Annotated in this window: 26 protein-coding genes; 10 read left to right on the top strand and 16 right to left on the bottom strand. The window is 67.6% G+C overall.

Going from position 1 to position 26595, the window contains the following annotated elements; translation table 11 throughout:
- Positions 1-716 precede the first annotated feature (716 nt).
- Together ACWF0M_RS17540 and ACWF0M_RS17535 are read left to right on the top strand one after the other, a co-directional pair.
- The gene (locus tag ACWF0M_RS17540; protein WP_452236708.1) at positions 717-905 is read left to right on the top strand and encodes a hypothetical protein; all 189 of its coding nucleotides are present in this window, start codon (positions 717-719) and stop codon (positions 903-905) included.
- Entirely contained in the window at positions 866-1297 is a 432-nt protein-coding gene (locus ACWF0M_RS17535; protein ID WP_452236707.1) for a class I SAM-dependent methyltransferase, read from the top strand. The genes ACWF0M_RS17540 and ACWF0M_RS17535 overlap by 40 nt, the downstream gene beginning before the upstream one ends.
- A gap of 4 nt (positions 1298-1301) precedes the next feature.
- Here the strand turns inward: ACWF0M_RS17535 and ACWF0M_RS17530 are convergent, their stop codons facing one another.
- The 3 genes from ACWF0M_RS17530 to ACWF0M_RS17520 all read right to left on the bottom strand — a co-directional run bounded on the left by ACWF0M_RS17530 (position 1302) and on the right by ACWF0M_RS17520 (position 2209).
- Positions 1302-1529 carry a hypothetical protein gene (locus ACWF0M_RS17530; protein ID WP_452236701.1) on the bottom strand — a complete coding sequence of 76 codons (228 nt, stop codon included), beginning with the start codon at positions 1527-1529 and terminating at the stop codon, positions 1302-1304.
- Positions 1530-1599: 70 nt separating this feature from the next.
- Complete coding sequence (locus ACWF0M_RS17525; protein WP_452236700.1) at positions 1600-1803, bottom strand: KTSC domain-containing protein; 204 nt, start codon at positions 1801-1803, stop codon at positions 1600-1602.
- A gap of 52 nt (positions 1804-1855) precedes the next feature.
- Positions 1856-2209, bottom strand: a complete 354-nt coding sequence (locus ACWF0M_RS17520) for a helix-turn-helix domain-containing protein (RefSeq protein WP_452236699.1) — start codon at positions 2207-2209, stop codon at positions 1856-1858.
- Between the two features lie 138 nt (positions 2210-2347).
- Here ACWF0M_RS17520 and ACWF0M_RS17515 point away from each other — a divergent pair, with 138 nt between their 5' ends.
- Positions 2348-2641, top strand: a complete 294-nt coding sequence (locus tag ACWF0M_RS17515) for a hypothetical protein (RefSeq protein WP_452236698.1) — start codon at positions 2348-2350, stop codon at positions 2639-2641.
- A gap of 59 nt (positions 2642-2700) precedes the next feature.
- On the opposite strand, the gene ACWF0M_RS17510 is transcribed toward ACWF0M_RS17515, so the two are convergent.
- Together ACWF0M_RS17510 and ACWF0M_RS17505 are read right to left on the bottom strand one after the other, a co-directional pair.
- Complete coding sequence (locus ACWF0M_RS17510; RefSeq protein WP_452236697.1) at positions 2701-3774, bottom strand: hypothetical protein; 1074 nt, start codon at positions 3772-3774, stop codon at positions 2701-2703.
- 93 nt (positions 3775-3867) lie between these two features.
- Entirely contained in the window at positions 3868-4497 is a 630-nt protein-coding gene (locus ACWF0M_RS17505; protein ID WP_452236696.1) for a hypothetical protein, read from the bottom strand.
- Between the two features lie 201 nt (positions 4498-4698).
- On the opposite strand from ACWF0M_RS17505, the gene ACWF0M_RS17500 reads away from it, so the two are divergent.
- A complete protein-coding gene (locus ACWF0M_RS17500; RefSeq protein WP_452236695.1) occupies positions 4699-5523 on the top strand; it encodes an aldo/keto reductase in 825 nt (274 codons plus the stop codon).
- 6 nt (positions 5524-5529) lie between these two features.
- Here ACWF0M_RS17500 and ACWF0M_RS17495 read toward each other — a convergent pair whose 3' ends face one another.
- The 3 genes from ACWF0M_RS17495 to nrdR form a co-directional block, all read right to left on the bottom strand.
- Positions 5530-5958 carry a hypothetical protein gene (locus ACWF0M_RS17495; protein ID WP_452236694.1) on the bottom strand — a complete coding sequence of 143 codons (429 nt, stop codon included), beginning with the start codon at positions 5956-5958 and terminating at the stop codon, positions 5530-5532.
- 156 nt (positions 5959-6114) lie between these two features.
- Positions 6115-9018, bottom strand: a complete 2904-nt coding sequence (locus tag ACWF0M_RS17490; protein WP_452236693.1) for a vitamin B12-dependent ribonucleotide reductase — start codon at positions 9016-9018, stop codon at positions 6115-6117.
- Between the two features lie 103 nt (positions 9019-9121).
- Positions 9122-9616: a transcriptional regulator NrdR gene (gene nrdR / locus ACWF0M_RS17485; RefSeq protein WP_452236692.1), complete on the bottom strand. Its 495-nt coding sequence runs from the start codon at positions 9614-9616 to the stop codon at positions 9122-9124.
- A 332-nt stretch (positions 9617-9948) separates the two neighbouring features.
- Between nrdR and ACWF0M_RS17480 the strand changes: the two genes are divergently transcribed.
- Both ACWF0M_RS17480 and ACWF0M_RS17475 read left to right on the top strand, forming a co-directional pair.
- Entirely contained in the window at positions 9949-10275 is a 327-nt protein-coding gene (locus tag ACWF0M_RS17480) for a metal-sensitive transcriptional regulator (protein ID WP_452236691.1), read from the top strand.
- Between the two features lie 37 nt (positions 10276-10312).
- Positions 10313-11257, top strand: a complete 945-nt coding sequence (locus tag ACWF0M_RS17475) for a nucleoside hydrolase (protein ID WP_452236690.1) — start codon at positions 10313-10315, stop codon at positions 11255-11257.
- Here the strand turns inward: ACWF0M_RS17475 and ACWF0M_RS17470 are convergent.
- A complete protein-coding gene (locus ACWF0M_RS17470; protein WP_452236689.1) occupies positions 11250-11840 on the bottom strand; it encodes a TetR/AcrR family transcriptional regulator in 591 nt (196 codons plus the stop codon). The genes ACWF0M_RS17475 and ACWF0M_RS17470 overlap by 8 nt on opposite strands.
- Before the next feature lie 76 nt (positions 11841-11916).
- Here ACWF0M_RS17470 and ACWF0M_RS17465 point away from each other — a divergent pair, with 76 nt between their 5' ends.
- On the top strand, positions 11917-12486 hold the full coding sequence (locus ACWF0M_RS17465) for a GNAT family N-acetyltransferase (RefSeq protein WP_452236688.1): 570 nt from the start codon (positions 11917-11919) through the stop codon (positions 12484-12486).
- Here ACWF0M_RS17465 and ACWF0M_RS17460 read toward each other — a convergent pair whose 3' ends face one another.
- Positions 12487-12852 carry a LysM peptidoglycan-binding domain-containing protein gene (locus tag ACWF0M_RS17460; protein WP_452236687.1) on the bottom strand — a complete coding sequence of 122 codons (366 nt, stop codon included), beginning with the start codon at positions 12850-12852 and terminating at the stop codon, positions 12487-12489. It abuts the gene before it with no gap.
- Positions 12853-13686: 834 nt separating this feature from the next.
- Here ACWF0M_RS17460 and lexA point away from each other — a divergent pair.
- Both lexA and ACWF0M_RS17450 read left to right on the top strand, forming a co-directional pair.
- Entirely contained in the window at positions 13687-14517 is an 831-nt protein-coding gene (gene lexA / locus ACWF0M_RS17455) for a transcriptional repressor LexA (protein ID WP_452236686.1), read from the top strand.
- 48 nt (positions 14518-14565) lie between these two features.
- Positions 14566-15075 carry a glutathione peroxidase gene (locus ACWF0M_RS17450; protein WP_452236685.1) on the top strand — a complete coding sequence of 170 codons (510 nt, stop codon included), beginning with the start codon at positions 14566-14568 and terminating at the stop codon, positions 15073-15075.
- A gap of 104 nt (positions 15076-15179) precedes the next feature.
- On the opposite strand, the gene ligD is transcribed toward ACWF0M_RS17450, so the two are convergent.
- From ligD to macS, 5 genes are all read right to left on the bottom strand, one after another.
- Positions 15180-16154: a non-homologous end-joining DNA ligase gene (gene ligD / locus ACWF0M_RS17445; protein ID WP_452236684.1), complete on the bottom strand. Its 975-nt coding sequence runs from the start codon at positions 16152-16154 to the stop codon at positions 15180-15182.
- Positions 16155-16161: 7 nt separating this feature from the next.
- The gene (locus tag ACWF0M_RS17440; protein ID WP_452236683.1) at positions 16162-18159 is read right to left on the bottom strand and encodes an ATP-dependent DNA helicase; all 1998 of its coding nucleotides are present in this window, start codon (positions 18157-18159) and stop codon (positions 16162-16164) included.
- A 68-nt stretch (positions 18160-18227) separates the two neighbouring features.
- Positions 18228-20528: a protein translocase subunit SecD gene (gene secD / locus ACWF0M_RS17435; protein WP_452236682.1), complete on the bottom strand. Its 2301-nt coding sequence runs from the start codon at positions 20526-20528 to the stop codon at positions 18228-18230.
- A 145-nt stretch (positions 20529-20673) separates the two neighbouring features.
- Entirely contained in the window at positions 20674-21309 is a 636-nt protein-coding gene (locus tag ACWF0M_RS17430; RefSeq protein ID WP_452236681.1) for a response regulator, read from the bottom strand.
- A complete protein-coding gene (gene macS, locus ACWF0M_RS17425) occupies positions 21306-22430 on the bottom strand; it encodes a MacS family sensor histidine kinase (RefSeq protein WP_452236680.1) in 1125 nt (374 codons plus the stop codon). Before macS ends, ACWF0M_RS17430 begins: the two co-directional genes overlap by 4 nt.
- Positions 22431-22618: 188 nt before the next feature.
- On the opposite strand from macS, the gene ACWF0M_RS17420 reads away from it, so the two are divergent.
- The gene (locus ACWF0M_RS17420; RefSeq protein WP_452236679.1) at positions 22619-25009 is read left to right on the top strand and encodes an immune inhibitor A domain-containing protein; all 2391 of its coding nucleotides are present in this window, start codon (positions 22619-22621) and stop codon (positions 25007-25009) included.
- A 51-nt stretch (positions 25010-25060) separates the two neighbouring features.
- Here the strand turns inward: ACWF0M_RS17420 and hflX are convergent, their stop codons facing one another.
- Positions 25061-26542 (bottom strand): GTPase HflX, encoded by a 1482-nt coding sequence (gene hflX / locus ACWF0M_RS17415; RefSeq protein WP_452236678.1) that lies wholly within the window; start codon positions 26540-26542, stop codon positions 25061-25063.
- Positions 26543-26595 lie beyond the last annotated feature (53 nt).

Below are 26595 nucleotides of genomic sequence, written 5' to 3'. Positions count from 1 at the left end.
ATGAAAGACGCCCAATGCCCGTGAACGGGGATACTTCAATTTCGGCATTGACTTTCGGCACGCTGTTGAGTTCTCAAGAATCGGACGCACACCGCGCTTCAGACTTTCGTTTGAAGCTCCGGGGCAACTCGCCCAACTTTACTGTTTCGCTTCCAGCCGGTCAAATCGGCCTTTTTCGATCCAGTCTCCCTGCGTGCCTTAGTGTCCGAAACCCGCCGAGGCGTGTTTCGGCTTCCGAGACCTTCAGGGAGTTTGTTGAAGGGCCGGCCGCTTTCGCGTCCTGCGCCTCGCTCCAACAAGAAGAACATTACTGACATTCGCGGTGCAGATGCAAATCGGGGTCCTGGACCTTCGTCCGAGCCTCCCGGCACCTGTCCTCGGCACCGGCGAACCGGCGTCGAGGGAAGCAGTGCTGGTCCCTCTGGTCACTCCACTCGCACGCGTCTCCGCAAGCGACACTTCCATCATGCCCCACCGACACAAGCCGTTTTCCGCGGGCGCCGGTGAGACGACAAGGTGGGAGCCGATCGGCTCCCACCTGTCACGTACCGCACCGTCCAGCAGACGCCTCTCGGCGAGTGGCCGCTCGTAGCGGCTTAGGTTGAGGCCCGGGGTCATGTTCCGGACGGCACCAGGTGTAACTCCACTCCCCCACGCCCTATTCCCACCCAGCTGACGGTGCGAACTGCACCGCGAGCCGTCGTACTGTCGCCCGTATGTCTCCTGCCTTCCAGACAGCACTGGCCGGCCTGGCTCGCTTCAACGACGCACATCCTTGGTCGCACAACGGCGCGTACGCGCCGCTCGTGCTCCACCATGCACGTCGCGTCCGCGCAGCCGGCGGGATCGAGGCCCTGGACGTGGGCTGCGGGACGGGAAACCTGGCTCGCCGGTCCGCGTCCTGACGCAACCGTTCGAAGAGTTCGACGGAGACCGCTACGACCTGATCACCTTCGTAGCGGTGCTCCACCACCTGCCGTTGGAGGCCACCCTCAGGAAGGCGCGCGACTTGCTGCGCCCGGGCGGCCGACTCGTCGTGGTCGGCGTCAGCCGAGAGGCGCCGGCGGACCGCCCCTGGTCGATTGCCTCGATGATCCTGAACCCGATCGTTGGCATCGCCACGCACCCGCGGCGATCGCACGCGGTCCCCACGCACATGACCGCACCGACCGCCACAGTCGCGGAATCGTTCGACGAGATCGCCCTTGCAGTTGAGCGCATCCTGCCTGGCGCGCGAATCAGCCGGAGTCTGTTCTGGCGATACACGTTGTCCTGGAACGCACCCGGCTCGCGGTAACCGGTTATCGCGACGGCTGAGGTGCCGAACAGTCGATCTTCGGGTTGGCCCCGACATAGTTGAGCGGTCCCGCGACGACTGTGACGAGCACAGTGCCGACCTTGGCGCACGACGTACGCGAACTCTCGAAGTAGTTTCGCTGGGCCGCAGCCGCGAGGCCGATGAGCAGCCAGACGAGGACGATGACCGTGATGGCCCGGGAACGGGACGTGGAAACTCTGCGCGTAGGCATGTCCATCTCCTGCCGTGGACGAACCCCCGTGCGACCCACCTCAGGTGCCCGCTGCGAACCTGACAGAAACTCAGATCTCGCGAACGTCGTAGTACGGCTTGATGTGTTTGTTCACGTACGCGCCGATGCTCGGTGCGGCCAGGAGCGCCGCATAGGTCGGCTGCGGTACGTCGAAGTACTGGTAGATGTAGCCGTTGACGTACTCGAGTTCCAGCGTGCCGTCCGACCATCCGACCGATCGCACACTCGACGAGTCCACCGGGCGTCGCCTCATCCGCGGCTCCTTCCGCGCTCGCACTGCGCCGCCCAGTCTGCCCGTCCCGCGGTCAAGCCGAGGGCGACTGCTCCGGATCTTCGGCCTGCAGGCGTGCCAGGACGCGAGTCAGGTCGCCGAGTGCCGTGTTGAGCTGGGTCAGCACGGTGTGGTCGATAGCTCCCCGGTCCTGGTCCAGGCCGAGGTTCGCCGCGAACCGGAGGTGGGCGTCGGGCGGCGCCTTCTTGAGGTAGGTGTCGAGGGCCTCCTGGAGAAAGGGGCTGGGCACGAGCTCGGGTCTCTCGCGCCACTTCGTGAGCGTGCGCGGCGAAATGCCCAGCTGCTCGGCGAAGGCTTCGTTCGTCAGCCGCAGCGCCGTACGCAAGGCATGCGCATGCCGGCCTGTCCACTCCTCGATGACTGTCATCCATGCTCTCCCTTGCGTGTCAATTACTCCCTGCAATGAGAATATTCGTTTCGGTGACTGCCGGTGGGCAGAATTTGTGCGCTGTGGATACCGGTTGAGTTCCTGGTGAGGACGGCCGCCCGCGCGTTGACTTGGCCCATGGACGAGATCAGCGGGAGAACCGCGACGCTGCTGCGCACCACGCGACAGCGTCATCTGCGCATCGCGAACAAGTCCGGACCACGCCGCTTCGAACTGGTCCGGTATCGCGACGTCTCCGGTGTCAGCGGTACGGGCGTTGTTGCGGAGGGAGTCGAGTGGAGCGACGGGACGGTCGCACTGCGCTGGGGCGGCCACTTCCCGACCACGACCGTGTGGCAGGACGGGATCGACGCGTTGCTGAGCGTCCACGGGCACAACGGCGCGACCACGGTCCGCTGGCTGGACGACTAGCCATGTGCACACGACTCCGGTGGGGCGGGACCACCCTGCAGACAGCCCGCCTCACCGGTCTATTCGGAGAAGAACTGCTCCCGGTACACCGTGTCCGGCTCGGACCTGGAGCCGTTCACCTCGGACCGGACGGGACGACCGTCCTCACCAGAGTCGGCATGCCTCGGGACCGAACGCTGCTCCGAGTCCCCCGGGCTGTCCTGGCTCACAGCGTCCTCCCGGCCCGGAGCAGTTTCGTCCTGGTCCTGAGCAGTTCTGTCCTGGCTGCTGTCGGTCAGGTTCTCGATTGCCGTGCTGAAGGCGAGTTCGGCGCGGGTCGGCCGTCGGCGTTCGATCTCCTCGTCGGTTGTTCGCCGTACCGGGAGATCGTTCGCCGCGGCCGACAGTTCGGCGAGGGTGTCCAGCAAGCCGAGGGCCGTCTCGACCTCACCCGGATGGTTGACCATCCACCAGACCGCGGCCGACCCAGGCGTGGCGAAGACGTCGTCCTTCAGGTACGCGCGTTTGTCCTGCTCCATCCGCCGTTCGAGCAGCGTGGTCTGCTCGCGGCGATGCAGGGCGGCGAGGTGCTGGAGGTGCTTCTGATCCGCGTCCGGCAGCCGCAGTCGTACCTCGGTCGCCCAACTGCGGACCTGCCCCTTCTCGTCCAGCGCCGGCTCGCCGAGGAGCGCAGCCAAGCGGTGCTGGTTGAGGGATTCCTCGGTCACCTGCTGCCGCACGGTCAGCGCTCGCGCCCTGTCCAACAGAGCATCGACAGCGACCGCACCGAGGTCCGCATGACGCGAGCCCGACAGCACCGTCGACCATTGCACGACGGCCGAGAAGCTGAACTGAAAGTCCGGCGAAGCCGACGGCAACCGCACATCGGCGACCGTCCTCGACGGCGGACCGGAGAAGACCGGCTCGGAGAAGACCGGCTCCCGATCCGGCAGTACGACGGAAGGCGCCGGCGCCTGCTTCCTGACAACGGGCCGGGGCTTGTCGGGCTGCTTCCACACAATCGCCAGCAACACCAGCAGCACCAGGGTCAGCACCACAGCCGCCCACGCCGGCAGCCCAACGATCAGCGAAACGACGTACAGAACCAGCACAATCGCGGCAGCCGTGAGCAGAGAGTTCCGGTGGAGCTTCATGGCGGCATTCCTTCACCGGCGTCAGGCGGACGACGAGTCCCCAAAAGTCTCACACGCCTCACCCAAAGTAGCCGCCGAGCGCGTGTCGGGCTGTTAGCCGGTGAGGGAGCGGAGGGCTTGGCGGGAGGGGGTCAGGAGGACCGGTTTGTAGGGGCAGGGTTTGTCGGTGAGGGTTTCGTAGGCTCGGATGGCTCGGTTGGCGGCGTCCCAGCCTTGTTCGGCGGGGGTGCGGCCGAGGCCTCGGTTGCGGACCAGGGCGCCGTAGAAGGCGGAGCAGAAGACAGTGGCTTCGTACCAGCCGATGACGGTGCTGGTGCCGATGTAGGTGATGTCGTCCTGGATGCAGTCGCGGATCGCGCGTTGCCACTTGCCGATGCCGGTTTTGCAGCCGTCGGCGATGACGACGCCGCTGGCGATGCCCCACTGGTGGTCCAGGAACCAGTCGGCGAGGGACCGCAGCGACACCTGGGTCTTCCCGTCGGTGGACAGGAACGACGGCTCCTCGCTGTGATCACCGTGCGCCATCACGTGCAGGACGGTCGACGGGGTGGTGAGCGCGGAGTACGCCGTCTCGTGGTCGCGGGTCCGGACGAAGTTCACGTCGATGAAGGGCTGGTCCCAGCCGGCGTTGATGTTGCCGGTGATGCCCTGCACGAACGACATGGACGCATCGAACGAACTGTCCAGACCGAGATCCACGAGAGTGACCAGCCGGTTCTTCATAAACCCACCCCTCCAACGCTTTTCGTCGCCCGTGGCACCCATGATGAACCACGGATCCGACAGTTCGCGCACGAATGTCCTGGCGCTGAGACAGTCCGTTCCAGCCGTACGCCGTACGCCGGAATCGGGAGACCTCGGCGGCGGGTGCGGACCGTGATCGGCCTATCGTGGCCGGGCGCGTACGCCGAAGGAGGAGACGGGATGAGTCAGGTTCCAGTAGTCACGTTGAGTCACGGAACCGCGATGCCGCGGGTCGGGCTCGGGACATCGCCGATGAACGACGCGGACGCCGAAAGGGCGGTGAGTACGGCGCTCGAGCTCGGGTATCGCCTGATCGACACCGCCGAGAACTACCGGAACGAGGTCGGCGTCGGACGGGCGCTCCGGACGGCGCCACGCGACCAGGTGTTCGTGACGTCGAAGTTCAACAAGCGCTGGCACAGTGTCGACGGGCCGCGCCAGGCGTTCGAAGCGAGCGCGGAGAAGCTCGGCGTCGAGTACCTGGACCTCCTGCTCATCCACTGGCCGAATCCTGAGCAGGACCGGTACGTCGACGCGTGGCAAGGACTCATCGCGCTTCGTGAGGCCGGTCTGGTCCGCGCAATCGGTACGTCGAACTTCAAGCCCACGCACCTGCAACGGCTGATCGACGAGACCGGTGTGGCGCCGCAGGTGAACCAGGTCCAGCTCAGTCCAGTGTGGGCGAAGACCACGGAGCGTGAGTTCCACGCGGCGCACGGGATCGTCACAGAGGCGTGGAGTCCGCTGGGGAAGGGCACTGACCTTCTGAACCACCCGGCGGTGCAGGAGATCGTCAAAAAGCACGGCAAGGCGCCAGGGCAGGTCGTACTGCGGTGGGAGACGCAGCAGGACGTCGTACCGATCCCGAAGTCAGCCGACCCGCAAAGGCTCGCGGACAACCTCGCGGTGTTCGACTTCGACCTGAGCGACGCCGAGCTGGCCGCGCTGGCAGCTCTCGATGGCACCGCCAGAGCGGCCGCCGACTCGGACCGCTCCGGCCACTAGACGGCGTCAGGTGGTGAAGGAGCCGGTGACCACCGAGTACGACTCGACGCCGCCCTTGGAGGACCACAGACGAATACGCACGAGCGTTCCGTCCGTCACCGAGAAGTTGCAGAAGCTCCAGCCCTGGTAGTCGGCCACGGTGGTGTCGTCGAAACACTCGTGCGCGTCGTACCAGAAGCCGACCTGGCTCTGGTACAGCTGGATGGCTGCCCGAGCGCTGTAGCCGTCGGCCTGGTCGTCGTGGACGCCGAGCCACTCACCGTCGGTGCAGTAGACCGCCGCACTGAGGCGCGAGTTCACCAGTTCCTTGTCATGATGGGCGTAGCAGTTGGCAACCGTGTTCGCGTACGCCGGCGCGGCGGTCAGCACGCCCGCGAGCATGAGGCCGGCGGCTGCGGCTGCGAGGACGCGTCGAAGCGGGGACAGAAACGGCATGGGGCGGCTCCCTGCGTTGGCAGATGGGTCGCCGGTGAGCCTAAGAGCCAGGCTGGGAACGCTTCCAGCCCTCTACCTGAGCAACTCGTGAGCAGACGCACCTCGGCCCCCGGGGAAAACGGGAAGTTCCCGGGGGCCGTGGTGCTTTCAGTCGGGTCAGCTGCAGCCGGAGGTGCTGCCGCAGCCTTCGCAGACGTAGCAGGAACCGCTGGGGCGCATCTTGGTGCCGCAGGTGAAGCAGAGCGGGGCGTCGACCGAGGTGCCGGTGATGAGTTCGAGCATCTCGGCGGTGGTGTGGGCCTCGCCCTTGACCGGCTTGGCGGCAGCCGCCTCGGCCGGCTTGTCGACGACCTCCGCGGTGACCTCGGCGGCCGGCTCGACCGTCTTCAGCGACTCGGCCTCGGACACCTCGACCGGGGCCGGCTCGTAGGAACCGGTGTCGAGCTGCCGGGACCGCTCGTCGGCCGAGTAGATACCGAGCGCGGCCCGGTCGTCGAACGGCAGGTAGTCCAGCGCCAGGCGGCGGAAGATGTAGTCCATGATCGACTGCGCCATCCGGACGTCCGGGTCGTCGGTCAGACCGGCCGGCTCGAACTTCAGGTTGGTGAACTTCTGGACGTAGGTCTCCAGCGGTACGCCGTGCTGCAGCGCGATCGAGATCGCGATCGAGAAGGCGTCCATCACCCCGGCCAGGGTCGAACCCTGCTTGCCCATCTTCAGGAAGACCTCACCCAGACCGTCGTCCGGGTAGGAACCGGCGGTCATGTAGCCCTCGGCGCCACCGACGGTGAACGAGGTGGTCCGCGACGGCCGCGACTTCGGCAGACGCTTCCGGGTCGGCCGGTACTCGATGATCTTCTCGACGATCTTCTCGGCAACGGCGGCCTCGGCCTCGACTGCCTCGGAGGACTTCTTCGCCTTCGCGTCCGCCAGCGGCTGACCGACCTTGCAGTTGTCGCGGTAGACCGCGAGCGCCTTCAGGCCGAGCTTCCAGCCCTGGAAGTAGACGTCGGCGATCTCCTCGACCGTCGCGGTCTCCGGCAGGTTCACCGTCTTCGAGATCGCGCCGGACAGGAACGGCTGCGCCGCCGCCATCATCCGGACGTGGCCCATCGGCTTGATGGCCCGCTCACCCATCGCGGTGTCGAAGATCTCGTAGTGCTCCGGCTTCAGGCCCGGGGCGTCGACCACGTGACCGTTCTCGGCGATGTACTCGACGATCGCCTCGATGGTCTCCTCGGTGTAGTTGTACTGGCGCAGCGCCCGCGGGACGGTCTGGTTGACGATCTGCATCGAGCCGCCGCCGACCAGCTTCTTGAACTTGACCAGCGAGAAGTCCGGCTCGATACCGGTGGTGTCGCAGTCCATCATGAAGCCGATGGTGCCGGTCGGCGCGAGCACCGAGGCCTGCGCGTTCCGCCAGCCGTTCTTCGTACCGATCTTCAGTACGCCGTCCCACGCCGCGGTGGCGTGCTGCTGGACGTCCTTGTCGATCTGGTGGATGGTCCGGATCGCGTCGTTGGCCGCGGCGTGCTTGCGCATCACCCGGGTGTGCGCGTCCTTGTTCCGCTCGAAGCCGTCGTACGCGCCGACGATCCCGGCCAGCTCGGCGGAGCGCTTGTACGACGTACCGGTCATCAGCGACGTGATAGCGCCCGCCAGTGCGCGACCGCCGTCGGAGTCGTACGCGTGACCGGTCGCCATCAGCAAGGCGCCGAGGTTCGCGTACCCGATACCCAGCTGCCGGTAGGCGCGGGTGGTGACGCCGATCGCCTCGGTCGGGAAGTCCGCGAAGCAGATCGAGATGTCCATCGCGGTGATGATCAGCTCGACCGCCTTGACGAACTTCTCCGAGTCGAACAGGTCGTCGTCGCGGAGGAACTTCATCAGGTTCAGCGAGGCCAGGTTGCAGGACGAGTTGTCCAGGTGCATGTACTCCGAGCACGGGTTGGACGCGGTGATCCGGCCCGTCTCCGGCGTCGTGTGCCAGTCGTTGATGGTGTCGTCGTACTGCAGGCCCGGATCGGCGCAGGCCCACGCCGCGTGCGAGATCTTGTCGAACAGCTCGCGGGCGTCGACGGTCTCGATCACCGAGTTGTCCAGCCGCGCGCGCAGCCCGAACTCACCCTTCTCCTCGACCGCACGCATGAACTCGTCCGAGACCCGGACCGAGTTGTTCGCGTTCTGGTACTGCACGGAGGTGATGTCGCGACCGCCGAGGTCCATGTCGAAGCCCGCGTCCCGCAGGACCCGGATCTTCTCCTCCTCGCGCATCTTGGTGTCGACGAACTCCTCGATGTCGGGGTGGTCGACGTCCAGCACGACCATCTTCGCCGCGCGCCGGGTGGCGCCGCCGGACTTGATGGTGCCGGCCGACGCGTCCGCGCCGCGCATGAAGCTCACCGGGCCGGACGCCGTACCGCCGGAGGACTGGAGCAGTTCCTTCGAGGAGCGGATCCGGGACAGGTTCAGGCCGGCGCCGGAGCCGCCCTTGAAGATCAGGCCCTCTTCCTTGTACCAGTTCAGGATCGAGTCCATCGAGTCGTCGACGGCGAGGATGAAGCAGGCCGACACCTGCTGCGGCGAGGACGTCCCGACGTTGAACCAGACCGGCGAGTTGAAGCTGAAGTACTGGTGCAGGAGCATCCAGGTGATCTCGTGCTCGAACACCTCGGCGTCCTGCGGCGTGGTGAAGTAGCCGTGCTCCTCGCCGGCCTTGCGGTAGGTCTTCACGACCCGGTCGAGCAGCTGCTTGAGGCTCCACTCGCGGTTGTCGTGGCCGATCGCGCCGCGGAAGTACTTGGTGGTGACGATGGTCGACGCGTTCACGCTCCAGAAGTCGGGGAACTCCACCCCGCGCTGCTCGAAGACGGTCTCACCCGTCTTCCAGTTCTGCTGTACGACGTCGCGGCGCTCCCACGTCACCTCGTCGTACGGGTGGACGCCTTCGGTGCTGAAAACGCGCTCGATGGTGAGTCCCGTGGGCGCGTTCTTCCGCCCTCGGAACCCGGCCGCCGACCGCTTGGTCGACCCCGAGTGGCCGGTCACCGTCTCTGTCATGGTTGCTCCTCGCCCTGTGTCTACTACCGCGGTCTGTCGGGACCGCCCCGTTGGTGTACTGCGTAACGCCGCTATTTCTGGAACTACCTTTCGTTCCCCCGGTTTATGTCTGCTGGGTCGGCTTCAGCGGGTCCGGCTCGGTGCCCTGCGGCTCCTTCTCGGCCCGCAGCAGCGCGATCTCCGTCTCGAAGTCGTCGGCGGACTCGAACTGCCGGTACACGCTCGCGAAGCGCAGGTACGCGACCTCGTCGAGCTCCCGCAGCGGCCCGAGGATCGCCAGTCCGACCTCGTGCGCGGGCACCTCCGGCGAGCCGCTGCCCTTGAGCGCGTCCTCGACCTGCTGACCCAGGCGCGCGAGCTGGTCGGCGTTCACCGGCCGGCCCTTGCACGCCTTTCCGACCCCGTTGATGACCTTCTCCCGGCTGAACGGCTCGGTCGCGCCGGAGCGCTTCACGACCGTGAGCTGCATCTGCTCGACGGTGGTGAACCGCTTCTCGCAGACCGGGCACTGCCGGCGGCGGCGGATCGCTCCGCCGTCCTCGGCCACCCGGCTGTCGACGACCCGGGAGTCGGTATGCCGGCAATACGGACAGTGCACGACGAATCACTCCTCCCGTGACCACCCGCAGGGGGTGGGTTGTGGATCAGCCTGGGGACAACTTGTGTAGAACCTGTGTGCAACCAACCACTACCTGTGGAAAATTACATCCGTGTAACCACTACATCTAGGGATCCTAGATCGCTGCGCCGACAGTTTGCAAGCACGCCCCGGTTGCCCGCGCGTGTCATAGGTTTCAACACTCACGCGGCCCCGTGTACTCCCGCGTGGCGCCACCGCGACGACCCTTTCGAGGCGCAAACTACGGCCCGCACAGAGCACTCCCCGGGCAGGCCGCGGGATAGGGTTCGGCGGGACCCAGGGAGGATGTGGTGAGCGTGACCGAACCGGTCGACGAGCAGGCCCACGACCATGCACAGCACGGCTACATCGGCGACAAGAAGGCGTACCTGGCGCGGCTGAAGCGGATCGAGGGCCAGGCCCGTGGGCTGCAGCGGATGGTCGAGGACGAGAAGTACTGCATCGACATCCTGACCCAGATCTCGGCCATGACGAAGGCGCTCGAGTCCGTCGCGCTCGGTCTGCTCGACGACCACCTCACGCACTGCGTCGTCGACGCCGCCGCGGCCGGCGGTCCGGAGGCCGACGCGAAGATCAAGGAGGCGTCCGCCGCGATCGCCCGGCTGGTGCGCTCCTGACCGGCGTGCAGCAGGCGGCGTGTATCAGGATGGGCGCATGAAGCCGGTGATTCTCGATGTGGACACGGGGCTGGACGACGCGTGCGCGCTGCTGCTGGCGGCCCGGCATCCCGATCTCGACCTGAAGGCCGTGACCTGCGTCGGCGGGAACGTCGGCATCGACGACGTCGTGCGCAACACGCTCACGGTCCTCGACGCCGCGGGCCGGCCGGACGTCCCGGTTGCGCGCGGTGCCGCCGTACCGCTGATTCAGCCGGTTCGGTCGGCGCGGCATGTCCATGGTGAGGACGGGCTCGGGGATCTGGACTGGCCGCGGTCGACTCGGCCGACGGACCCGCGGCATGCCGTCGAGCTCCTCCGCGACGTACTGCGGGACGCGGCCGCGACCGGTGAGCTCATCACGTTGATCCCGTTGGCGCCGTTGACGAACATCGCGCTGCTGCTGCGGACGTATCCGGAGGCGGCGCGCGGGCTGCGCGAGATCGTGTTCATGGGCGGCGCCGCGGGGAGCGGGAACGCGACGGCCTCGGCGGAGTTCAACATCTGGACCGATCCGGAGGCGGCCGCGATCGTGCTGGCGGCGGCCGACGATCTTGGCGTTCCGGTGACGATGTACGGGCTGGATGTCTTCTACGACGTCGTGGTCACGCTCTCGCAGGCGCGTGGGTTGAGCGGATCGCCCTCGGCGGAGTTGGCGTGCAAGCTGATCGAGAAGCGCAGCGAGCGGTACCAGTCGGACGGCGGCAGCATCGGCGACGGCGGCGCGGTGTGCGCGGTGATCGATCCGTCGGGGCTGACGACGCACGAGTACCCGGTACGCGTCGAGCTGTCCGGGAGTTGGTCGCGCGGGCGGACGATCGTCGACACGCGAGACGCGGCGGACATCGCGAGCGATCCGCACGGACCGGCGACGACGATTCGCGTCGCGACCGCAGTGGACGGCAAGCGGTACGCCGAACTGTGGCTGGCAACCGTCAGCTGAGCAGTTCGAGAAGTCGGGCGCGTACGCCGTACAGGAACAAGTCGAGGCCGTCCGTGAACAGGTCCGCGTCATCTGCCTGCTCCGCGACGACGGCGGCCAGGCTCCATCGAGCGGTGACTTCGAAGAGGTGACGCGCCTCAGGTTCCGGTACGCCGATACGCACGAGGGCGTCGATCTGGGCGCGGATGAGTTCGGCTCGCGAGCCGGCACCTTGGTCGCGGTCCGGCGTCGCCTTCGACTGCATCAGCCCGGCCAGGCCCGGATGATCGGTGTAGAAGGCGCGGAGCTCGAGCGAGCCGGACCGCGTGAGCTCGATCCACTCGTCGACGGTCGTCAGGTCCTCGTACGCCGTGTTGTCCGACGTGAACTGGTCGAACGCGTTGCGGACGACGAGGTCGAGGAGGTCTGACTTGTTGTGGACGTGGTGGTACAGCGACGGGGCGCGGACCTGGAGACGCTCCGCGACGGCGCGCATGGTGAGGCCGTCCACACCGTCGCGGTGGATGATCGCCAGGGCCGCGTCGGCGATCGCGGCGACCGTGATGCCGGCCGCCGCGTGGGACGAAGGGTTACGCCTGGTCACGAATATCTCGTTGTCCGCGGTTGGGGATCGTGGGTACTGTCTAACGTCATTAGACAGCTTAGCCGAGGATGGTGCCGTGACTGGATTCCGACCCGCGTACCCGCTGGTGACCGAGCGGCTGGAACTGCGGCCGCATCGCATGGACGACCTGGATGATCTGTTCGCGTTCCACTCACGGCCGGAGGTCGTGCGGTACACGCCGTGGCCGGTGCGGAACCGGGAGGAGACGCGGGCCGCGCTGGAGCGGAAGCTCCCGCAGGGTGAGTTGACCGCGGACGGTCAGTGGCTGGTGCTGGCGATCGAGCTGCGCGAGACCGGGACCGTGATCGGCGAAGTGCTGCTGAAGTGGGCGAGCGAGGCGGATCGTCAGGGTGAGATCGGGTTTGCGCTGCACACCGACTATCAGGGCAAGGGGCTCGCTGCGGAGGCTGCGCGGGAGATGCTGCGGGTCGGCTTCGAGGAACTCGGGCTGCATCGGATCGTGGCGATTCTCGACGACCGGAACACCGCGTCGGCGCGGCTGCTCGAACGGCTGGGGATGCGGCGCGAGGCGCATCTTCTGCAGGCGTTGCAGTTCAAGGGTGAGTGGGGCAACGAGTACGTGTACGCGCTACTCGAAGACGAATGGCGCGCTGCGCGCGGGTGATCAGCCGGTGACGGGGATTTGCAGGGTTTGGCCGGGGGTGATGTCGGCGGGGGTGGTGAGGTTGTTGAGGTTGGCGATCTTTTCCACGACCGCGGCGGGGTCCTGGCCGGGGTTGGTGTCCTGCGCGATGGACCAGAGGGTCTGACCCGGGGCGACCTGCACCGGAACGGTGTGGGTGAAGTGCGGGCCGGGCTCGAGGACGCCGGCGACCCGGAGGCCGAGGACGAGGATCGCGGCACCGAAGACGAGGACCGATACGACGGTCAGCAGCATCCGCCCGCGTCGGGTCAGACGGAGGGTGGCCGACTCGGCCAGCTCAGCTGTCTGATGTCCCAGCGATTCACCGGAGCACCCGCGAACCGGCATCCGATCCGTCGTCGCACCCTCGATCCGCGCCCGCCGACGCGGCGCCACCACCGGAACCGGGGCAACCGGTGACCCAACACGACCAACCGGGGTGACCGGCGATCCGGACCGCGCGGCCGGCGACTCGGCTCGTGTGGTGGGGACGGCCTTGAGGTGTGGGGCCGTTCGGGGGCGGGGTGGTGTGGCCTCCGGCGAGCGGTGTCGGCCCAGTGCGTTGGCCGCTACGGCTGCTGTGCTCATCGGGTCCTCCAGACCTCTGTCGGTGCGCGTCCTACGGTGTCGAGTCCTGTCTATCGGCTGCCTCCGACAGTTTTGCTGCGGTCCCCACCCCACCGCCCCGGTCACTTCTGAAGACCAGCCTGCCGGACCGGACCGAACACCTGTTCGATCGAACGCCTGTACGAATGATTAACCGACAGCCGCCCCTCGCGCAAGCACTTCCAACCAGGACACGCCCAGGAAATTCCCTGTCCCCAGCACCCGGAACATGTCCCTCCCCCCAGCAACCGACCGCCCGCGCCCACGGCTAGCCGTCCGGATCCGACCTCCCCACAAGCGCGGTTATCCCCTCGTGTTGTGGGTTCTCCCCTCGCATACCAACGGAGAACCCACGACACGAGGGGATATCCAGTCCTGTGCACAGAAGAGCCGGAGATTCCCTGTCGCGGCAGCACCCCGCGTGCGCCTTATAACCTGACACCCGAACAAACATGCGAACCGACACGCCTTCGAACAGATGTTTGAAGAATCTCAGGATTCGGTCTACGGTCGACTCAGTCGAGCAAGTTTCGGCCGGTGGGATGTTCACCGGCCCGACCCGAGGAGTTGCCACCGATGGCCAGGACGCCGAGCGGTTCCAGCAAAGATGACCGGGGCGGTGCGGCGGGGCAGCAAGGACCTGCGCGCACTGGCGCGGACAAGGGCGCGGACAAGAGCGCGGGGAAGGCGGACCGCACCGTCGCCGAGCTGCCCGACGGGCCGGCGGACGCGACCGGGCTGACGCCGCGCCAGCGCCGCGTGCTGGACGTGATCCGCGATTCGGTGGACAGCCGCGGCTACCCGCCGTCGATGCGCGAGATCGGTGAGCGGGTCGGCCTGACCAGCTCCTCCTCGGTGTCGCACCAGCTCCGCGTGCTCGAGCAGAAGGGCCTGCTCCGCCGCGACCCGAACCGGCCGCGGGCGATCGAGGTCCGCTACCCGGGCGAGCTCGACGCCGCGGCCCGGCGGGCGGCGCTCGGCTCGGTGCGGCAGACGGCGTACGACGAGACCGGGGCCGGCGACGCGCACCCGGACGCGGTGTACGTGCCGGTCGTCGGCCAGATCGCCGCCGGTAACCCGATCCTTGCCGAGCAGGAGATCGAAGAGGTCTTCCCGTTGCCCAAGGCAATGGTCGGCGAGGGCACGCTGTTCATGCTGAAGGTCAAGGGCGAGTCGATGATCGACGCGGCCATCTGCGACGGCGACTGGGTGGTCGTGCGGCAGGAGCAGACCGCGGAGAACGGCGACATCGTGGCCGCGATGATCGACGGCGAGGCGACCGTGAAGACGTTCAAGAAGACCAAGACCGAGATCCTGCTGCTACCACACAACCCCGCTTTCGAGCCGATCGACGGCAAGGACGCGGTCATTCTCGGAAAGGTCGTAACAGTTCTGCGGCGAGTCTGACATATCGGACGGCGAGCGAAGTCGGGCGTGTCGTGTCAGCATTGAGTCATGACGACTGTCTATGACTTCAGCGCCGCGCGGATCGAAGGCAATGAACAGTCTCTTGCCGATTTCCGCGACCAGGTGCTCCTGGTGGTGAACACGGCCTCGCAGTGTGCCCAGACCCCGCAGTACACGGGTCTGCAGAAGCTCTACCGGACGTACCGTCGGCAGGGCTTCTCGGTGCTCGGTTTTCCCTGCGACCAGTTCGGCCACCAGGAGCCTGGTGACGAGAACGAGATCGCGAACTTCTGCTCGACGATCTATCACGTCACGTTCCCGATGTTCGCCAAGATCGAGGTCAACGGGTCGCGGACGATCCCGTTGTACAACTGGCTGAAACGCGAGCAGGGCGGCCTGCTCGGCGGCCGGATCAAGTGGAACTTCACCAAGTTCCTGCTCGGTCGCGACGGCGCGGTGATCGCGCGTTACGCGCCGACGCACTCGCCGGAGAAGCTGGTCGACAAGATCGAGACCGCACTGGCGGTGCCGGCGCCGTCCCGGGAAACGAACGACTGAAATCCAGTCATTTTCTGCGACAGTTGAACAGCGAATGTCTCAGCGCAGCAGAACATTCTCCGCATTTCGAACATTTCGGTCGCAACCGCATGTCTCGAATGTATTCAGGCGCGCTCCACCAAGACCGATTCCGGGTCGATGTCGAGGCGTAGACCGCGCCATACCGGATGCCGCAGCCGGCCGTCGCCGCCCCAGCCGGAGTAGGTGACTTCGGCGACCAGCGCCGGGTCGAGCCAGTGCGCGCGGCGCCGGTCCGTCATCGGGATGCTCGACGGGTCGAACGCCGGCCGGTCGACCTCGAGGCCGGTCAGCTCGGCGCTCAGCAGATCCAGCGTCGCGAAGTCGAGTCCCGAGCCGACCTTGCCGATCAGCACCAGCTCGCCGTCGGCGTACGCGCCGCAGTAGAAGGAACCGATCTTCCCTTCCCGGTTGCCCTCCCCCGGATGCCAGCCGCACAGTACGACGTCCCTCGTCAGCACCGGTTTGATCTTGATCCAGTCGGCGCTGCGCCGCCCCGGTAGGTACCGCGACTTGCGTCGCTTCGCCACGACCCCTTCGAGCCCTTGCGCAGCAGACTGTTCGAGCGCTTGGGCGCCGTCCAGCAGCGCCGGCGGCACCTCCCAGAACGGGTCGCCGATGTCCAGAGAGTCGAGCAGGCCGCGCCGATCGTCGTACGTTGCCTCCAGCAACCACTCGCCGTCGAAGCGGAGCAGGTCGAACAGCCGCACCGACACCGGCACTTCGGTGATCAGATGCCGGAGCTGGCGAGGGTCGCGGACGTGCATCCGACGCTGCAGCAGGCCGAACGACGGTGCGCCGTTCTCGTCCAGCGTGACGATCTCCCCGTCCAGTACGGCGGGCAATCGCAGCCCCGGCGCCTCAGCCAGACCGATCAGCTCGGGGTAGCCGCCGGACACGTCGTGGCTGTTGCGCGACCACAGCCGGCAGACCCCGTCGTCGACCTCGGCGATGACGCGGATTCCGTCCCACTTCATCTCGTACGACCAGCCCGCTCCGGACGGCATCTGCCCCAGCGCCGCCATCATCGGCAGCACCGGCGGACCGGTCACGGGACTCATGACCGGCTCATGTGGACTGCAACCGCTTCAGCGCGCCGAGCACCTTCTCACGATCGGCGGTCGGCCACATCGGCGGCAAGGATGCGCGCAGGAACGCGCCGTACCGCTGGGTGACGATGCGGGGGTCGAGGATCGCGACGACGCCGCGGTCCGAGCTGCGGCGGATCAGCCGGCCGGTGCCTTGCGCGAGCAGCAGTCCGGCGTGCGTCGCGGCCACGGACATGAACCCGTTGCCGCCCGCTTCGTCGACGGCCCGCTGGCGGGCTGCCATCAGCGGCTCGTCCGGGCGCGGGAACGGGATCCGGTCGATGATCACCAGGTTGCAGGTCGACCCCGGTACGTCGATTCCTTGCCACAGCGACAGCGTGCCGAACAGGGACGTCTCGGGGTCATCGACGAACTCGCGGGCCAGCTCGCCGAGTTGCGCGTCGCCCTGGCACAGCACCTTGAGGTCGGTGGCCTCCCGCACCGCGGCGGTCGCCGCCTCGGCCGCGCGGCGGGACGAGAACAGGCCGAGGGTCCGTCCACCGGCCGCGGTGATCAGGTCGATGATCTCCTCGAACTGCTTCTTGCCCAGTCCGTCGCGGTGCGGTGCCGGGAGGTGCTTGGCGACGTACAGGATCGCCTGCTTCTCGTACTCGAACGGGGAGCCGACGTCGAGGCCGCGCCACGGCAGCGGGCCCTTCTCCTCGGAGTCGTCCAGCTCCGGCATCTCGTCGTCGTCGGCGAGCTTGTCGGCGGGCCGCAGACCGACCTGGCGGGCGATCGCGTCGAAGTCGCCGCCGAGTGTCAGCGTGGCGGAGGTGAGTATCGCCGTACGGTCGCGGAGAACCAGTTCGCGGAGCAGGCCGGCGACGGTGAGCGGGGCGATCCGGAGCTCGCGGCCGAAGCGGTCGCGATCGATCATCCAGACCACGTCGGCATCGCTCAGCGCGGCGACCCGTTCGGCGACGTCGAAGATCTCCTTGACCGCGCCCTTGGACTGCCGCTTGGCGCCGTCCGGGTCGTCGTCCTTGTCGTCGGATTTCTTGTTCAGGTCGGAGTACATGCCGCGGGCCGCGTCGCGGACCAGGGCGGCGGCATCCAGGACGGACGTGTTCGAGGCCTCGATGCGGCCCTCGCGGGTGCCGTCGAGGGCGGCCCGGAGCGCGTCGGACGCGTCGATCAGGTCGTCGGCCTTGTCGTCGTCGACGAACCGGCGGGCACGCTTCGCGGCGCGCTCGACCATCTGCGGCGACAACTCGTCGCCGGCCGCGCCGGTGACCCGGGCGGGCAGCTCGTGCGCTTCGTCGACGATGACGACGTCGTGCTCGGGCAGGACGGTGCGGTTCTCGAAGGCGTCGATCGAGAGCAGTGCGTGGTTGGTGATGACGATGTCGGCCTTGCGGGCGTGTTCCTTGGCCTTCTCGGCGAAGCACTCCTCGCCGTACGGGCATTTCTGCGCGCCGAGGCACTCGCGCGCGCTGATCGCGACCTGCTGCCAGGCCTGGTACTGGTGCGACGGGGCGTGATCCCGGTCACCGGCCTCGCCGTCCGCGAGCTGCTGCTCGGCCCAGTCGCGGAGCTCGACGACCTGCCGGCCGGTCTCCCCCGACGGCGGCACGTCGACGAGCATGCCGTCGTCGTTCGGCGCACCCTCGCGGATCCGGTGCAGGCAGGCGTAGTTGTTCCGCCCCTTCTGGATCGCGTACTTCGGTCTGCGGGGCAGGAGCTTCTCGGTGGCGTCGAGCAACGCCGGTACGTCGCGGTCGACGAGCTGGGACTGCAGCGCGAGGGTCGCCGTGGACACGACGACGCGACGGTCCTCGATCGCGTGCAGCAGCGCGGGCACGAGGTACCCGAGGGACTTGCCGGTGCCGGTGCCTGCTTGGACGAGCAGATGCGATCCGTCATGCATCGCGGTGTTGACGGCCTGCGCCATCTCCACCTGCCCCGGCCGTGTCTGACCGGCGATCCCGGCCACGGCAGCTTCCAGCAGATCCCGCACATCAACACCCACCGCCATACCCTAGCCCGCTCCCCCGACAGATTTCCGCTCCGCCAGGCACCGCTGTGGATAAGTGCCGGGGCGGGCTAGACGACGGCGCCGCGGTCGGGTTGGGCGTCTCGGTCTACCTGGGTGCGCTTGGGGCGCGGGGGTGGGGCCGGGTAGCGGCGTTCTAGTTCGAGGAGGAGGGGGGCCGCGGTGAGGTTGGAGGAGTAGGTGCCGACGAGGATGCCCAGCAGTAGCGCGAGGGCGAAGTCGGCGAGTGAGTCGCCTCCGAGGAACAGCAGTGCGGCGAGGATGAAGAGGGTCGAGATACCGGTGTTGATGGTTCGTGGCAGGACGTTGACGATCGCGGTGTCGATGGTCGTGCCGAGGTTGTCGGTGGCCCGGGCGTTGCGGGTCTCGCGGATCCGGTCGAAGACGACCACCGAGTCGTTCACCGTGTAGCCGATGACGGTCAGGATCGCGGCCAGGAAGATGCCGTCGATCGGTCTCCCGGTCCACGCGAAGACACCGACCACGACGGCGACGTTCTGCAGCAGCGCGAGTACGGCGCCGGCGCCGAACGTCCAGCGGAACCGCGCGGCGAGGTACGCCAGTTGGGCGAGCAGCGCGATGCCGAGGGCGATCAGGCCCTTGTTCCGGAGTTCCTCACCGAGCGACGGGCCGATGCTCTCGTTGCGGATCACCTCGGCGTCGCCGCCGATCCGGGCCAGCGATTCCTTGATCTTCACGGCCTCGTCGTCGCTGATCGTGCCGGTCCGCACGGTGATGTCGTCGGTGCCGGACGCCTGTACGACGGCGGTCGGGTACCCGGCCTCGGCGACGGCAGCGCGCGCCTGGTCCGGCGTGATGCGTTGCGCCGTACTGACCTCGATCAGCCGGCCGCCGGTGAACTCGATGCCGAGGTTCAGGCCGCGGACGGCCACGCCCGCGACGCTCACGATGATCGCGACCGCGGTGATGACCAGCCAACGGCGGCTGTGCTTCATCAGCGACGGCTGCCGGGCTTCGAGCCAGGTCCGGACCCGGCCGTGGCCGCCGATCCCGCTCAGGCCCGGGCGACGCAGGATGAAGCCCCGCGACACGACGAACTCGGCGAGGACGCGGGTGACCACGAGGGCCGACAGCATCGAGGCGATCACACCGATCGAGAGCGTGACGCCGAAGCCGCGGACGGGTCCGGCTGCCAGGAAGAACAGCAGGCCGGCCGCCAGCAGCGTGGTGATGTTGGAGTCGGCGATCGCGGACAGCGCGTTCTGGAAACCGCTGCGCAGCGATCGGCGCAGACCGTCGGTACGGCCCGCGATGAAGTCCTCGCGGGCACGTTCGAAGACCAGGACGTTCGCGTCGACCGCCATCCCGATCGCGAGCACGAATCCGGCCAGGCCGGGCAGGGTGAGGGTGGCTCCGATCGCAGTCAGTACGGCGTACGACATCGCGGCGTACCCGATCAAGCCGATCACCGCCATCAGGCCGACGAGGCGGTAGACCACGATGATGAAGAGCGCGGTCAGCGCGAGGCCGATGATGGCTGCGAGCGCGCTGGCCTGGATCGCGTCCTGACCGAGCGACGGGCCGACGGTGCGCTGGTCGATGACCTCGACCGGCACCGGCAGCGCGCCGCCGGAGATCAGCGCGGCCAGGTCCTTCGCGCCCTCCTCGGTGAAGGAGCCGGAGATCGTGGTGCTGCCGCCGGCGATGCCGATCTTGCAGAGCTGGTTGCCGCCGTTCGGGTCGACCTGCGGCGAGCTGATCACCTCGTTGTCGAGCACGATCGCGATCAGGCGTTGCGGCGTACCGACCGGTTGGCAGGCGGCCTTGCCGGTGATGTTCGCCCAGATCTTGCCGCCGTCACCCTTGAAGTTCATCTCGACGAACCAGCCCTGCGCGACCTGCTGCGGATCGAGCCGGCCCTCCGCGCCGCTGACGAGTTCGCCGGTCATCGCGGGCTTGGCGAGCCGCAGGAGGCCCTGGCCGCCCTCACTCGGCAGGTACGTCTCCCCCGCCGCGGGCTTGGCCGGCTTGGCCGCGACCTGGTCGAGCACCTCGTGGAACGTGAGCTGCGCGGTCTTACCGATCACCTTCGCGGCCTCGCGCGGGTCCTGGACGCCGGGCAGCTCGACGATGATCCGGTTCTCGCCCTGGCGGGTCACGTTCGGCTCGCTGACGCCGAGGGCGTCGATCCGCCGGTGCAGCACCTGGGTCGCCTTGTCGGTGGTCTCCTTGTTCGCCTTGACCGTGGGCGAGTCCTTCGCCTGGAGAACGATCTGCGTCCCGCCGCGCAGGTCGAGACCGAGCTGTGGTTTCGCCGTCAACGTGACGTACGTCGACGCCGCCAGGATCAGGAAAGCGAGAAGTGCGCGGACAAGGGACGACCGGTTCACCGAATCCTCCGGAGATAGGCACCCAAAGTGCAGGTGTCATGACAGAGAGCAACCACGCGGACGTGGAACGCACAGTGTACGAACGCCATTCAAGCGACCGAGTCGCACCGACAACAGGCCCTCGGGCGCCGAGTCGTGGGGTTGATCAGTCTGTGTCGAGGCCGTGTTCTATGGCGTAGCGGACGAGTTCGGCTCGGTTGTGGAGTTGGAGTTTGCGGAGGGTGTTCTGGACGTGGTTCTCGACTGTGCGGTGCGAGAGGACGAGGCGGGTGGCGATCTGTTTGGCGGTGAGGCCGCGGGCGACCAGGCGTAGTACTTCGGTTTCGCGGTCGGTGAGGTGTGGGACTTCGGGGCCGGTCGCGCCCAGGCGGCGGTACTCGCCCAGGAGCAGTCCCGCCAGGCCCGCGCTGAAGATCGCGTCGCCCTCGGCGGTACGGCGTACCGCCTCGTCGAACTCGTCCAGGGACGCGGATTTCACCAGGTACCCCGACGCGCCGTTCTTGACGGCCGCGAGTACGTCGTCCTGCTCGGCGCTGGCCGACAGGACGAGGACACGGGTGTCGGGGAGGGCCGTGGTGATCTCGCGGGTCGCGTCGACGCCGGAGCCGTCGCCGAGTTGCAGGTCCATCACCACAACGTCCGGGCGGGTCGCCAGCGCGATCTTCACCGCACTCGCGACGTCCGAGGCGGTCGCGCAGACGTCGTACCCGCGGCTGCCCAGGTCCCGCGCCACGCCCTCCCGCCACATCGGATGGTCGTCGACGATCATTACTCGCGTCACGAAGCCTCCACCTTCAGCTCCCATTCGGTTCCTTCGCCGGGGGCGGTCCGGACGGTGACGGTGCCGCCGAGGTCGGCGATCCGGCCGCGGATGGACTGGCTGACGCCGAGGTGGCCGTCCGCGCGGGCCTGTTCGAGGAGCGCGGGCGTCGTACCGACTCCGTCGTCGCGGATCGACACCACCACCTGGTCGCCGAGATCCTCGACCACCACCCAGGACCGGGCGTCGGAGCCGGCGTGCTTCGCCACGTTGCTCAGTGCTTCCTTGACTGCGGCAACCAGTTCCACAGCGGTCGGTGAGGGCAGGAGTACCTGCGCGGCCGGTACGACGACATCGATCCGGGTCGTGGCCAGTGGCAACAACAATCCACACAGATCAACACGTCCGGCCGCCGCGATCGCCGGGCGTTTGGACATCAAGGTGCGGAGGGCAACTTCCTGTTCGGCGGCCAGCTGCGCCAGTTCGGTCGCCTCGCCGCCGATCGCCGTACCGCGACGCTGCACCTGGGCCAGCACCTGCAGTACGCCGTCGTGGATCGAGCGACTGAGCCGCAGCCGTTCGGCGGTCGCGCTCTCCGCGGCGATCGCCTCGCGTAGCCGCACGCCCGCCTGCCGCATGGTCGAGGCGGCGTACCCGACGACCAGACCCGCCACCAGCAGCAGCTGGACGTTGCTGAGGATCTTCGACACGTGCTCGACCCCACGCAGCGACAGCAGCGCCAGGCTGATCGTGGCGGCGCCGAGCAGACCGCCGTCGCGGCCACGGGAGATCGCCAGCGCGAGGACCGGACCGGCCGCCCACACCGAGGTCAGGACGGAGGCGCCGGCGCGGATGTCGAGCAGCGGCTGCGCCCACAAGGTCGCGAACATGCAGCCGACCGTGACGATCAGGTCCGCGAACGCGAGCCGCGTGTTGCGGCGGCCCCAGCGGCGGCTGTAGCCGTACGACGAGATCAGCGTCCAGACTCCCATCACGGCCAGCTGGAGCACCGCGCCGTACGGCCGGACGATGCCGTCCCAGCGTGTCCACACGCCGAAGCAGGCGAACGCCCAGGTCAGGACCCGGAACACAACCAGCGCACGCCACAGCGGCTGCAGCAGGTCGACGGTCTTGGGCTCCACGCGCCACAGTCTGCCAAGCGTCAGGGCTGGAACGCGTGAGCCCTACTACTCAGACTGCAGGTTTCCCCGCCCTTTCACAGCTTTTCCTCAGTTTCCACTTCAGCTGCGCTGATTTTCCCCGTACTCTCGCGCAAAACACGCTCGGGGGAGCTACGAACACACTGCGTTATCAGACACGGAGGGGAATCGTGCGCAAGCTACCCGCTGGGCTTTTCAGCCTGGCACTGGCGGCGACGACCGGGCTCGGCATCGCCGCGGCCACGGCCGGAAACGCCGCCACACCGTCCAAACAAGGGTCGGCTCCGAGCGCAAGTGAGCCCGCACCGGTATCCGACGAGCTGCCCAACCCGCTCGAGGACAAGCGCCGCGAGCTCCGGGAGGAGGCCCTGACCAAGGTCATCAACGGTCAGGCCAAGCCTGAGCAGCGCAACGGCAGCACAGTCGTCAAGCTCGGCACCAAGACGGCCGGCGCGAAGGGCGCGTACGGCGCGAAGAACGCCAAGAGCGCCAAAGGCCGCGTCGACCAGTACGTCGAGCTCTCCCGGGAGAAGACCGACCGGATCTTCGTGGTGCTGGCCGAGTTCGGCAACGAGCGGCACCCGGACTACCCGGACAAGGACCAGGCACCGAGCATCCCCGGCCCGGCCACCTTCGAGGGCCCGCTGAACAACGCGATCCCGGCGCCGGACCGCTCGGTGGACAACTCCACGGTCTGGCAGGCCGACTACAACCAGAAGCACTACCAGGACCTGTACTTCGGCGACGGCAACTCGGTGAAGAAGTACTACGAGAAGCAGTCGTCGGGCCGGTACTCGGTGTCCGGTGAGGTCACCGACTGGGTCAAGGTCAAGTACAACGAGGCCCGGTACGGCCGCTCGAACGGCTTCCCGTGCGCGAGCAACGTCTGCAGCAACACCTGGAACCTGATCCAGGACGCGGTGAACCAGTGGGTCGTCGACCAGCAGGCGGCGGGGCGCACCAAGGCGCAGATCACCGCGGACCTGAAGACGTTCGACCAGTGGGACCGCTACGACTACGACGGTGACGGCAACTTCAACGAGCCGGACGGCTACATCGACCACTTCCAGATCGTGCACGCCGGTGGCGACCAGGCCGACGGCGACCCGCAGCAGGGTGAGGACGCGATCTGGTCGCACCGCTGGTACGCCAACTTCCCCGGCGGCCCGGCGAACAACCCGATCGGCGGCGCGCAGATCGGCGACACCGGCGTGTACGTCGGCGACTACACGATCCAGCCGGAGAACGGCGGGATCAGCGTCTTCGCCCACGAGTACGGGCACGACCTGGGCCTGCCCGACCACTACGACACCTCGGGTGCCGCGGTCGAGAACGGCGTGAACTGGTGGACGATCATGGCGCAGAGCCGGGTCGGCAAGCCGAGTGACGGCGGTATCGGCGAGCAGGCGGCCGACTTCGGCGTCTGGGACAAGCTCCAGCTCGGTTGGCTCGACTACGAGATCGTGAACGCGGGCCAGAACAGGACGCTCGAACTCGGACCGCACGAGTACAACTCGGCCAAGGCGCAGGCCGCGGTCGTCACCTTGCCGAAGAAGCTCGTCACCACGCCCCTGCAGCCACCCGCGGCCGGGAGCAAGTCGTGGTGGAGCGGTGAGGGCGACGACTTCACCCACACCATGAACCGGCAACTCGCCGTACCGGCAGGCACCACGACCCTGACGTTCCAGGCCAACTGGGACATCGAGGACTGTGGCCCCGACGCGTGCGACTACGCGTACGTCGAGGTCGACGACGGCACCGGCTACAAGCCGATCGCGGGCTCGATCACCAAGGCGGCCGAGGGCAACGGCATCGACGGCAAGAGCAACGGCTGGGTTCCGGCGACGTTCGACCTGTCCGCCTACCAGGGCAAGACGATCGGCCTGCAGCTGCGCTACTCGACCGACGCGAACACCGGTGGCTTCGGGTTCTTCGCCGACGCGATCAAGGTGACGTCGGGCTCGACCACGCTGCTCGACTCGGGTGCCGAGGCCACGCCGGAAGGCTGGACCCTGAACGGCTTCAGCTCGGTCGGTGCGACCATCACGACGCCGTACGACAACTACTACCTCGCCTCGAACATCACCTACACGTCGTACGACCAGCACCTGAAGACCGGGCCGTACAACTTCGGCTGGGCGAGCACGCTGGGCGACAAGGTGGAGCACTTCCCGTACCAGGACGGTCTGCTGATCTGGTACTGGGACACGTCGCAGCGCAACAACAACACCAACACCCACCCGGGTGAGGGCCTGGTCCTGCCGATCGACAGCCACCCGGTCCCGATCAACCGGATCGACGGCCAGCTGTGGCGTCCGCGCATCGGCGGGTACGACGCTCCGTTCGGCCTCGAGAAGGCGGACTCGTTCACCCTGCACGTCAACGGGCAGGCGAGCTACATCCGCGGGCAGAACGCCGTACCGACGTTCAACGACAGCAAGTCGTACTGGACCGCGGACCAGCCGACGAGCAGCGTCAAGATCCCGAACAACGGCGTCAACATCAAGGTCGTCGCGAAGAACGGCACCTCGATGAAGATCCAGGTCTCGAAGCGCAAGTGACCGCGTGAAACAGCCCCCGAAGTCCTCGGACTTCGGGGGCTGTTGCGTTACTCAGGCGATTGCGTACGGCGTCAGATCGCCCGCGAGGGCCGGGTGGACCCGGGCCGTCAGGCGGGTGCCTTCAGCGGTGTGTTCGAGTTGCTCGACCGAGCCTTCGGAGTGGATCCGGGAGACCAGGTCACCGCGGTCGTACGGCAGCAGCACCTCGAGCGCGACATGCGGCTGAGGCAGGGCGCCCTCGATCAGTTCGCGGAGCTTGTCCATGCCTTCGCCGGTCCGGGCGGACACGACGATCGCGGTCGGCTCGCGGTGCAGGATCGGCGCCAGCGCGAGCGGGTCGGCGGCGTCGGCCTTGTTGATCACCACGATCTCCGGTACGTCGATCGCCCCGATCTCGGTCAGTACCTCGCGGACTGCCTGGATCTGCGCGAGCGGGTCCGGGTGCGAACCGTCGACCACGTGCAGCAGCAGGTCCGCGTCGGTGACCTCCTCCAGCGTCGAGCGGAACGCCTCGACGATGTCGTGCGGCAGGTGCCGGACGAACCCGACCGTGTCGGTCAGCGTGTACACGCGGCCGTCCGCAGTCGTCGTACGCCGGGTCGTCGGGTCCAGGGTCGCGAACAACGCGTCCTCGACCAGCACGCCCGCGCCGGTGATCTGGTTCAGCAGCGAGGACTTGCCGGCGTTGGTGTACCCGGCGATCGCGACCGACGGGACCAGGTTGCGGCGACGCTCCTGACGCATCGTCGACCGGGTGCTCTTCAGGTTCTTGAGCATCCGGCGGAGCTTCGCGATCTTGGTGTTGATCCGGCGCCGGTCGGTCTCGATCTTGGTCTCACCGGGACCACGGCCGCCGATACCGCCGCCGGCCGCACCGACCCGTCCACCGGCCTGGCGGGACAGGTTTCCACCCCAACCACGCAGGCGCTGCTTCATGTACTGCAGCTGGGCCAGCTCGACCTGGGCCTTGCCTTCCTTGCTCTTCGCGTGCTGGGCGAAGATGTCCAGGATCAGCGCGGTCCGGTCGACCACCTTGACCTTGAGCCGGTCCTCCAGGTTCCGCAGCTGCGCGGGCGCCAGCTCGCCGTCGGCGATCACGGTGTCCGCGCCGAGCGACGCGACCAGGTTGCGCAGGTCGGCCACCTTGCCGGAACCGATGAAGGTCGCCGCGTCGGGCTTCTTCCGCCGCTGGATCACGCCGTCCAGGACCTCGGAGCCGGCGGTCTCGGCGAGCAGCTTCAGCTCGGCCAGCGAGTTCTCCGCGTCCTCGGCGCTGCCCTCGGTCCAGACGCCGACCAGCAGCACCCGCTCGAGCAGCAGTTTGCGGTATTCGACCTCGCTGATGTCGGTCAGCTCGGTCGACATCCCGACCACGCGCCGGAGCGCTTGCCGCTCCTCGAGCTCAAGGCCCTCGGTGGTCAGCTCATGTTCGAACTCATCGTGACCCGTCGACGAATCGCCGGAGTCATCGCCCTCAATGAGGTCGGTTTCGACGTCGGTGGTCTCGTCAAATGCATGTGATTGGGTCGTCATATACCTTCCATGGTGGCACGGGCCTCAAGTACAAGCGACCCGTTTACAGCAGT

This window comes from Kribbella sp. NPDC055110 (genome assembly GCF_053607525.1).
The sequence above is the reverse complement of the archived record's forward strand: the minus strand, read 5'-3'. Positions and strand labels throughout refer to the sequence as shown.

Bases quoted from the DNA above. Each gene is read 5' to 3' on its own strand.
- ACWF0M_RS17495 (WP_452236694.1), bottom strand. From the start codon at position 5,958: ATGCCGTTTCTGTCCCCGCTTCGACGCGTCCTCGCAGCCGCAGCCGCC.
- ACWF0M_RS17440 (WP_452236683.1), bottom strand. From the start codon at position 18,159: ATGGCGGTGGGTGTTGATGTGCGGGATCTGCTGGAAGCTGCCGTGGCC.
- ACWF0M_RS17510 (WP_452236697.1), bottom strand. From the start codon at position 3,774: ATGAAGCTCCACCGGAACTCTCTGCTCACGGCTGCCGCGATTGTGCTG.
- ACWF0M_RS17460 (WP_452236687.1), bottom strand. From the start codon at position 12,852: ATGCCGGTTCGCGGGTGCTCCGGTGAATCGCTGGGACATCAGACAGCT.
- ACWF0M_RS17525 (WP_452236700.1), bottom strand. From the start codon at position 1,803: ATGAGGCGACGCCCGGTGGACTCGTCGAGTGTGCGATCGGTCGGATGG.
- ACWF0M_RS17450 (WP_452236685.1), top strand. From the start codon at position 14,566: ATGACGACTGTCTATGACTTCAGCGCCGCGCGGATCGAAGGCAATGAA.
- lexA (WP_452236686.1), top strand. From the start codon at position 13,687: ATGGCCAGGACGCCGAGCGGTTCCAGCAAAGATGACCGGGGCGGTGCG.
- ligD (WP_452236684.1), bottom strand. From the start codon at position 16,154: ATGAGTCCCGTGACCGGTCCGCCGGTGCTGCCGATGATGGCGGCGCTG.
- ACWF0M_RS17475 (WP_452236690.1), top strand. From the start codon at position 10,313: ATGAAGCCGGTGATTCTCGATGTGGACACGGGGCTGGACGACGCGTGC.
- ACWF0M_RS17490 (WP_452236693.1), bottom strand. From the start codon at position 9,018: ATGACAGAGACGGTGACCGGCCACTCGGGGTCGACCAAGCGGTCGGCG.
- ACWF0M_RS17520 (WP_452236699.1), bottom strand. From the start codon at position 2,209: ATGACAGTCATCGAGGAGTGGACAGGCCGGCATGCGCATGCCTTGCGT.
- ACWF0M_RS17530 (WP_452236701.1), bottom strand. From the start codon at position 1,529: ATGCCTACGCGCAGAGTTTCCACGTCCCGTTCCCGGGCCATCACGGTC.
- ACWF0M_RS17515 (WP_452236698.1), top strand. From the start codon at position 2,348: ATGGACGAGATCAGCGGGAGAACCGCGACGCTGCTGCGCACCACGCGA.
- ACWF0M_RS17505 (WP_452236696.1), bottom strand. From the start codon at position 4,497: ATGAAGAACCGGCTGGTCACTCTCGTGGATCTCGGTCTGGACAGTTCG.
- hflX (WP_452236678.1), bottom strand. From the start codon at position 26,542: ATGACGACCCAATCACATGCATTTGACGAGACCACCGACGTCGAAACC.
- ACWF0M_RS17540 (WP_452236708.1), top strand. From the start codon at position 717: ATGTCTCCTGCCTTCCAGACAGCACTGGCCGGCCTGGCTCGCTTCAAC.
- ACWF0M_RS17500 (WP_452236695.1), top strand. From the start codon at position 4,699: ATGAGTCAGGTTCCAGTAGTCACGTTGAGTCACGGAACCGCGATGCCG.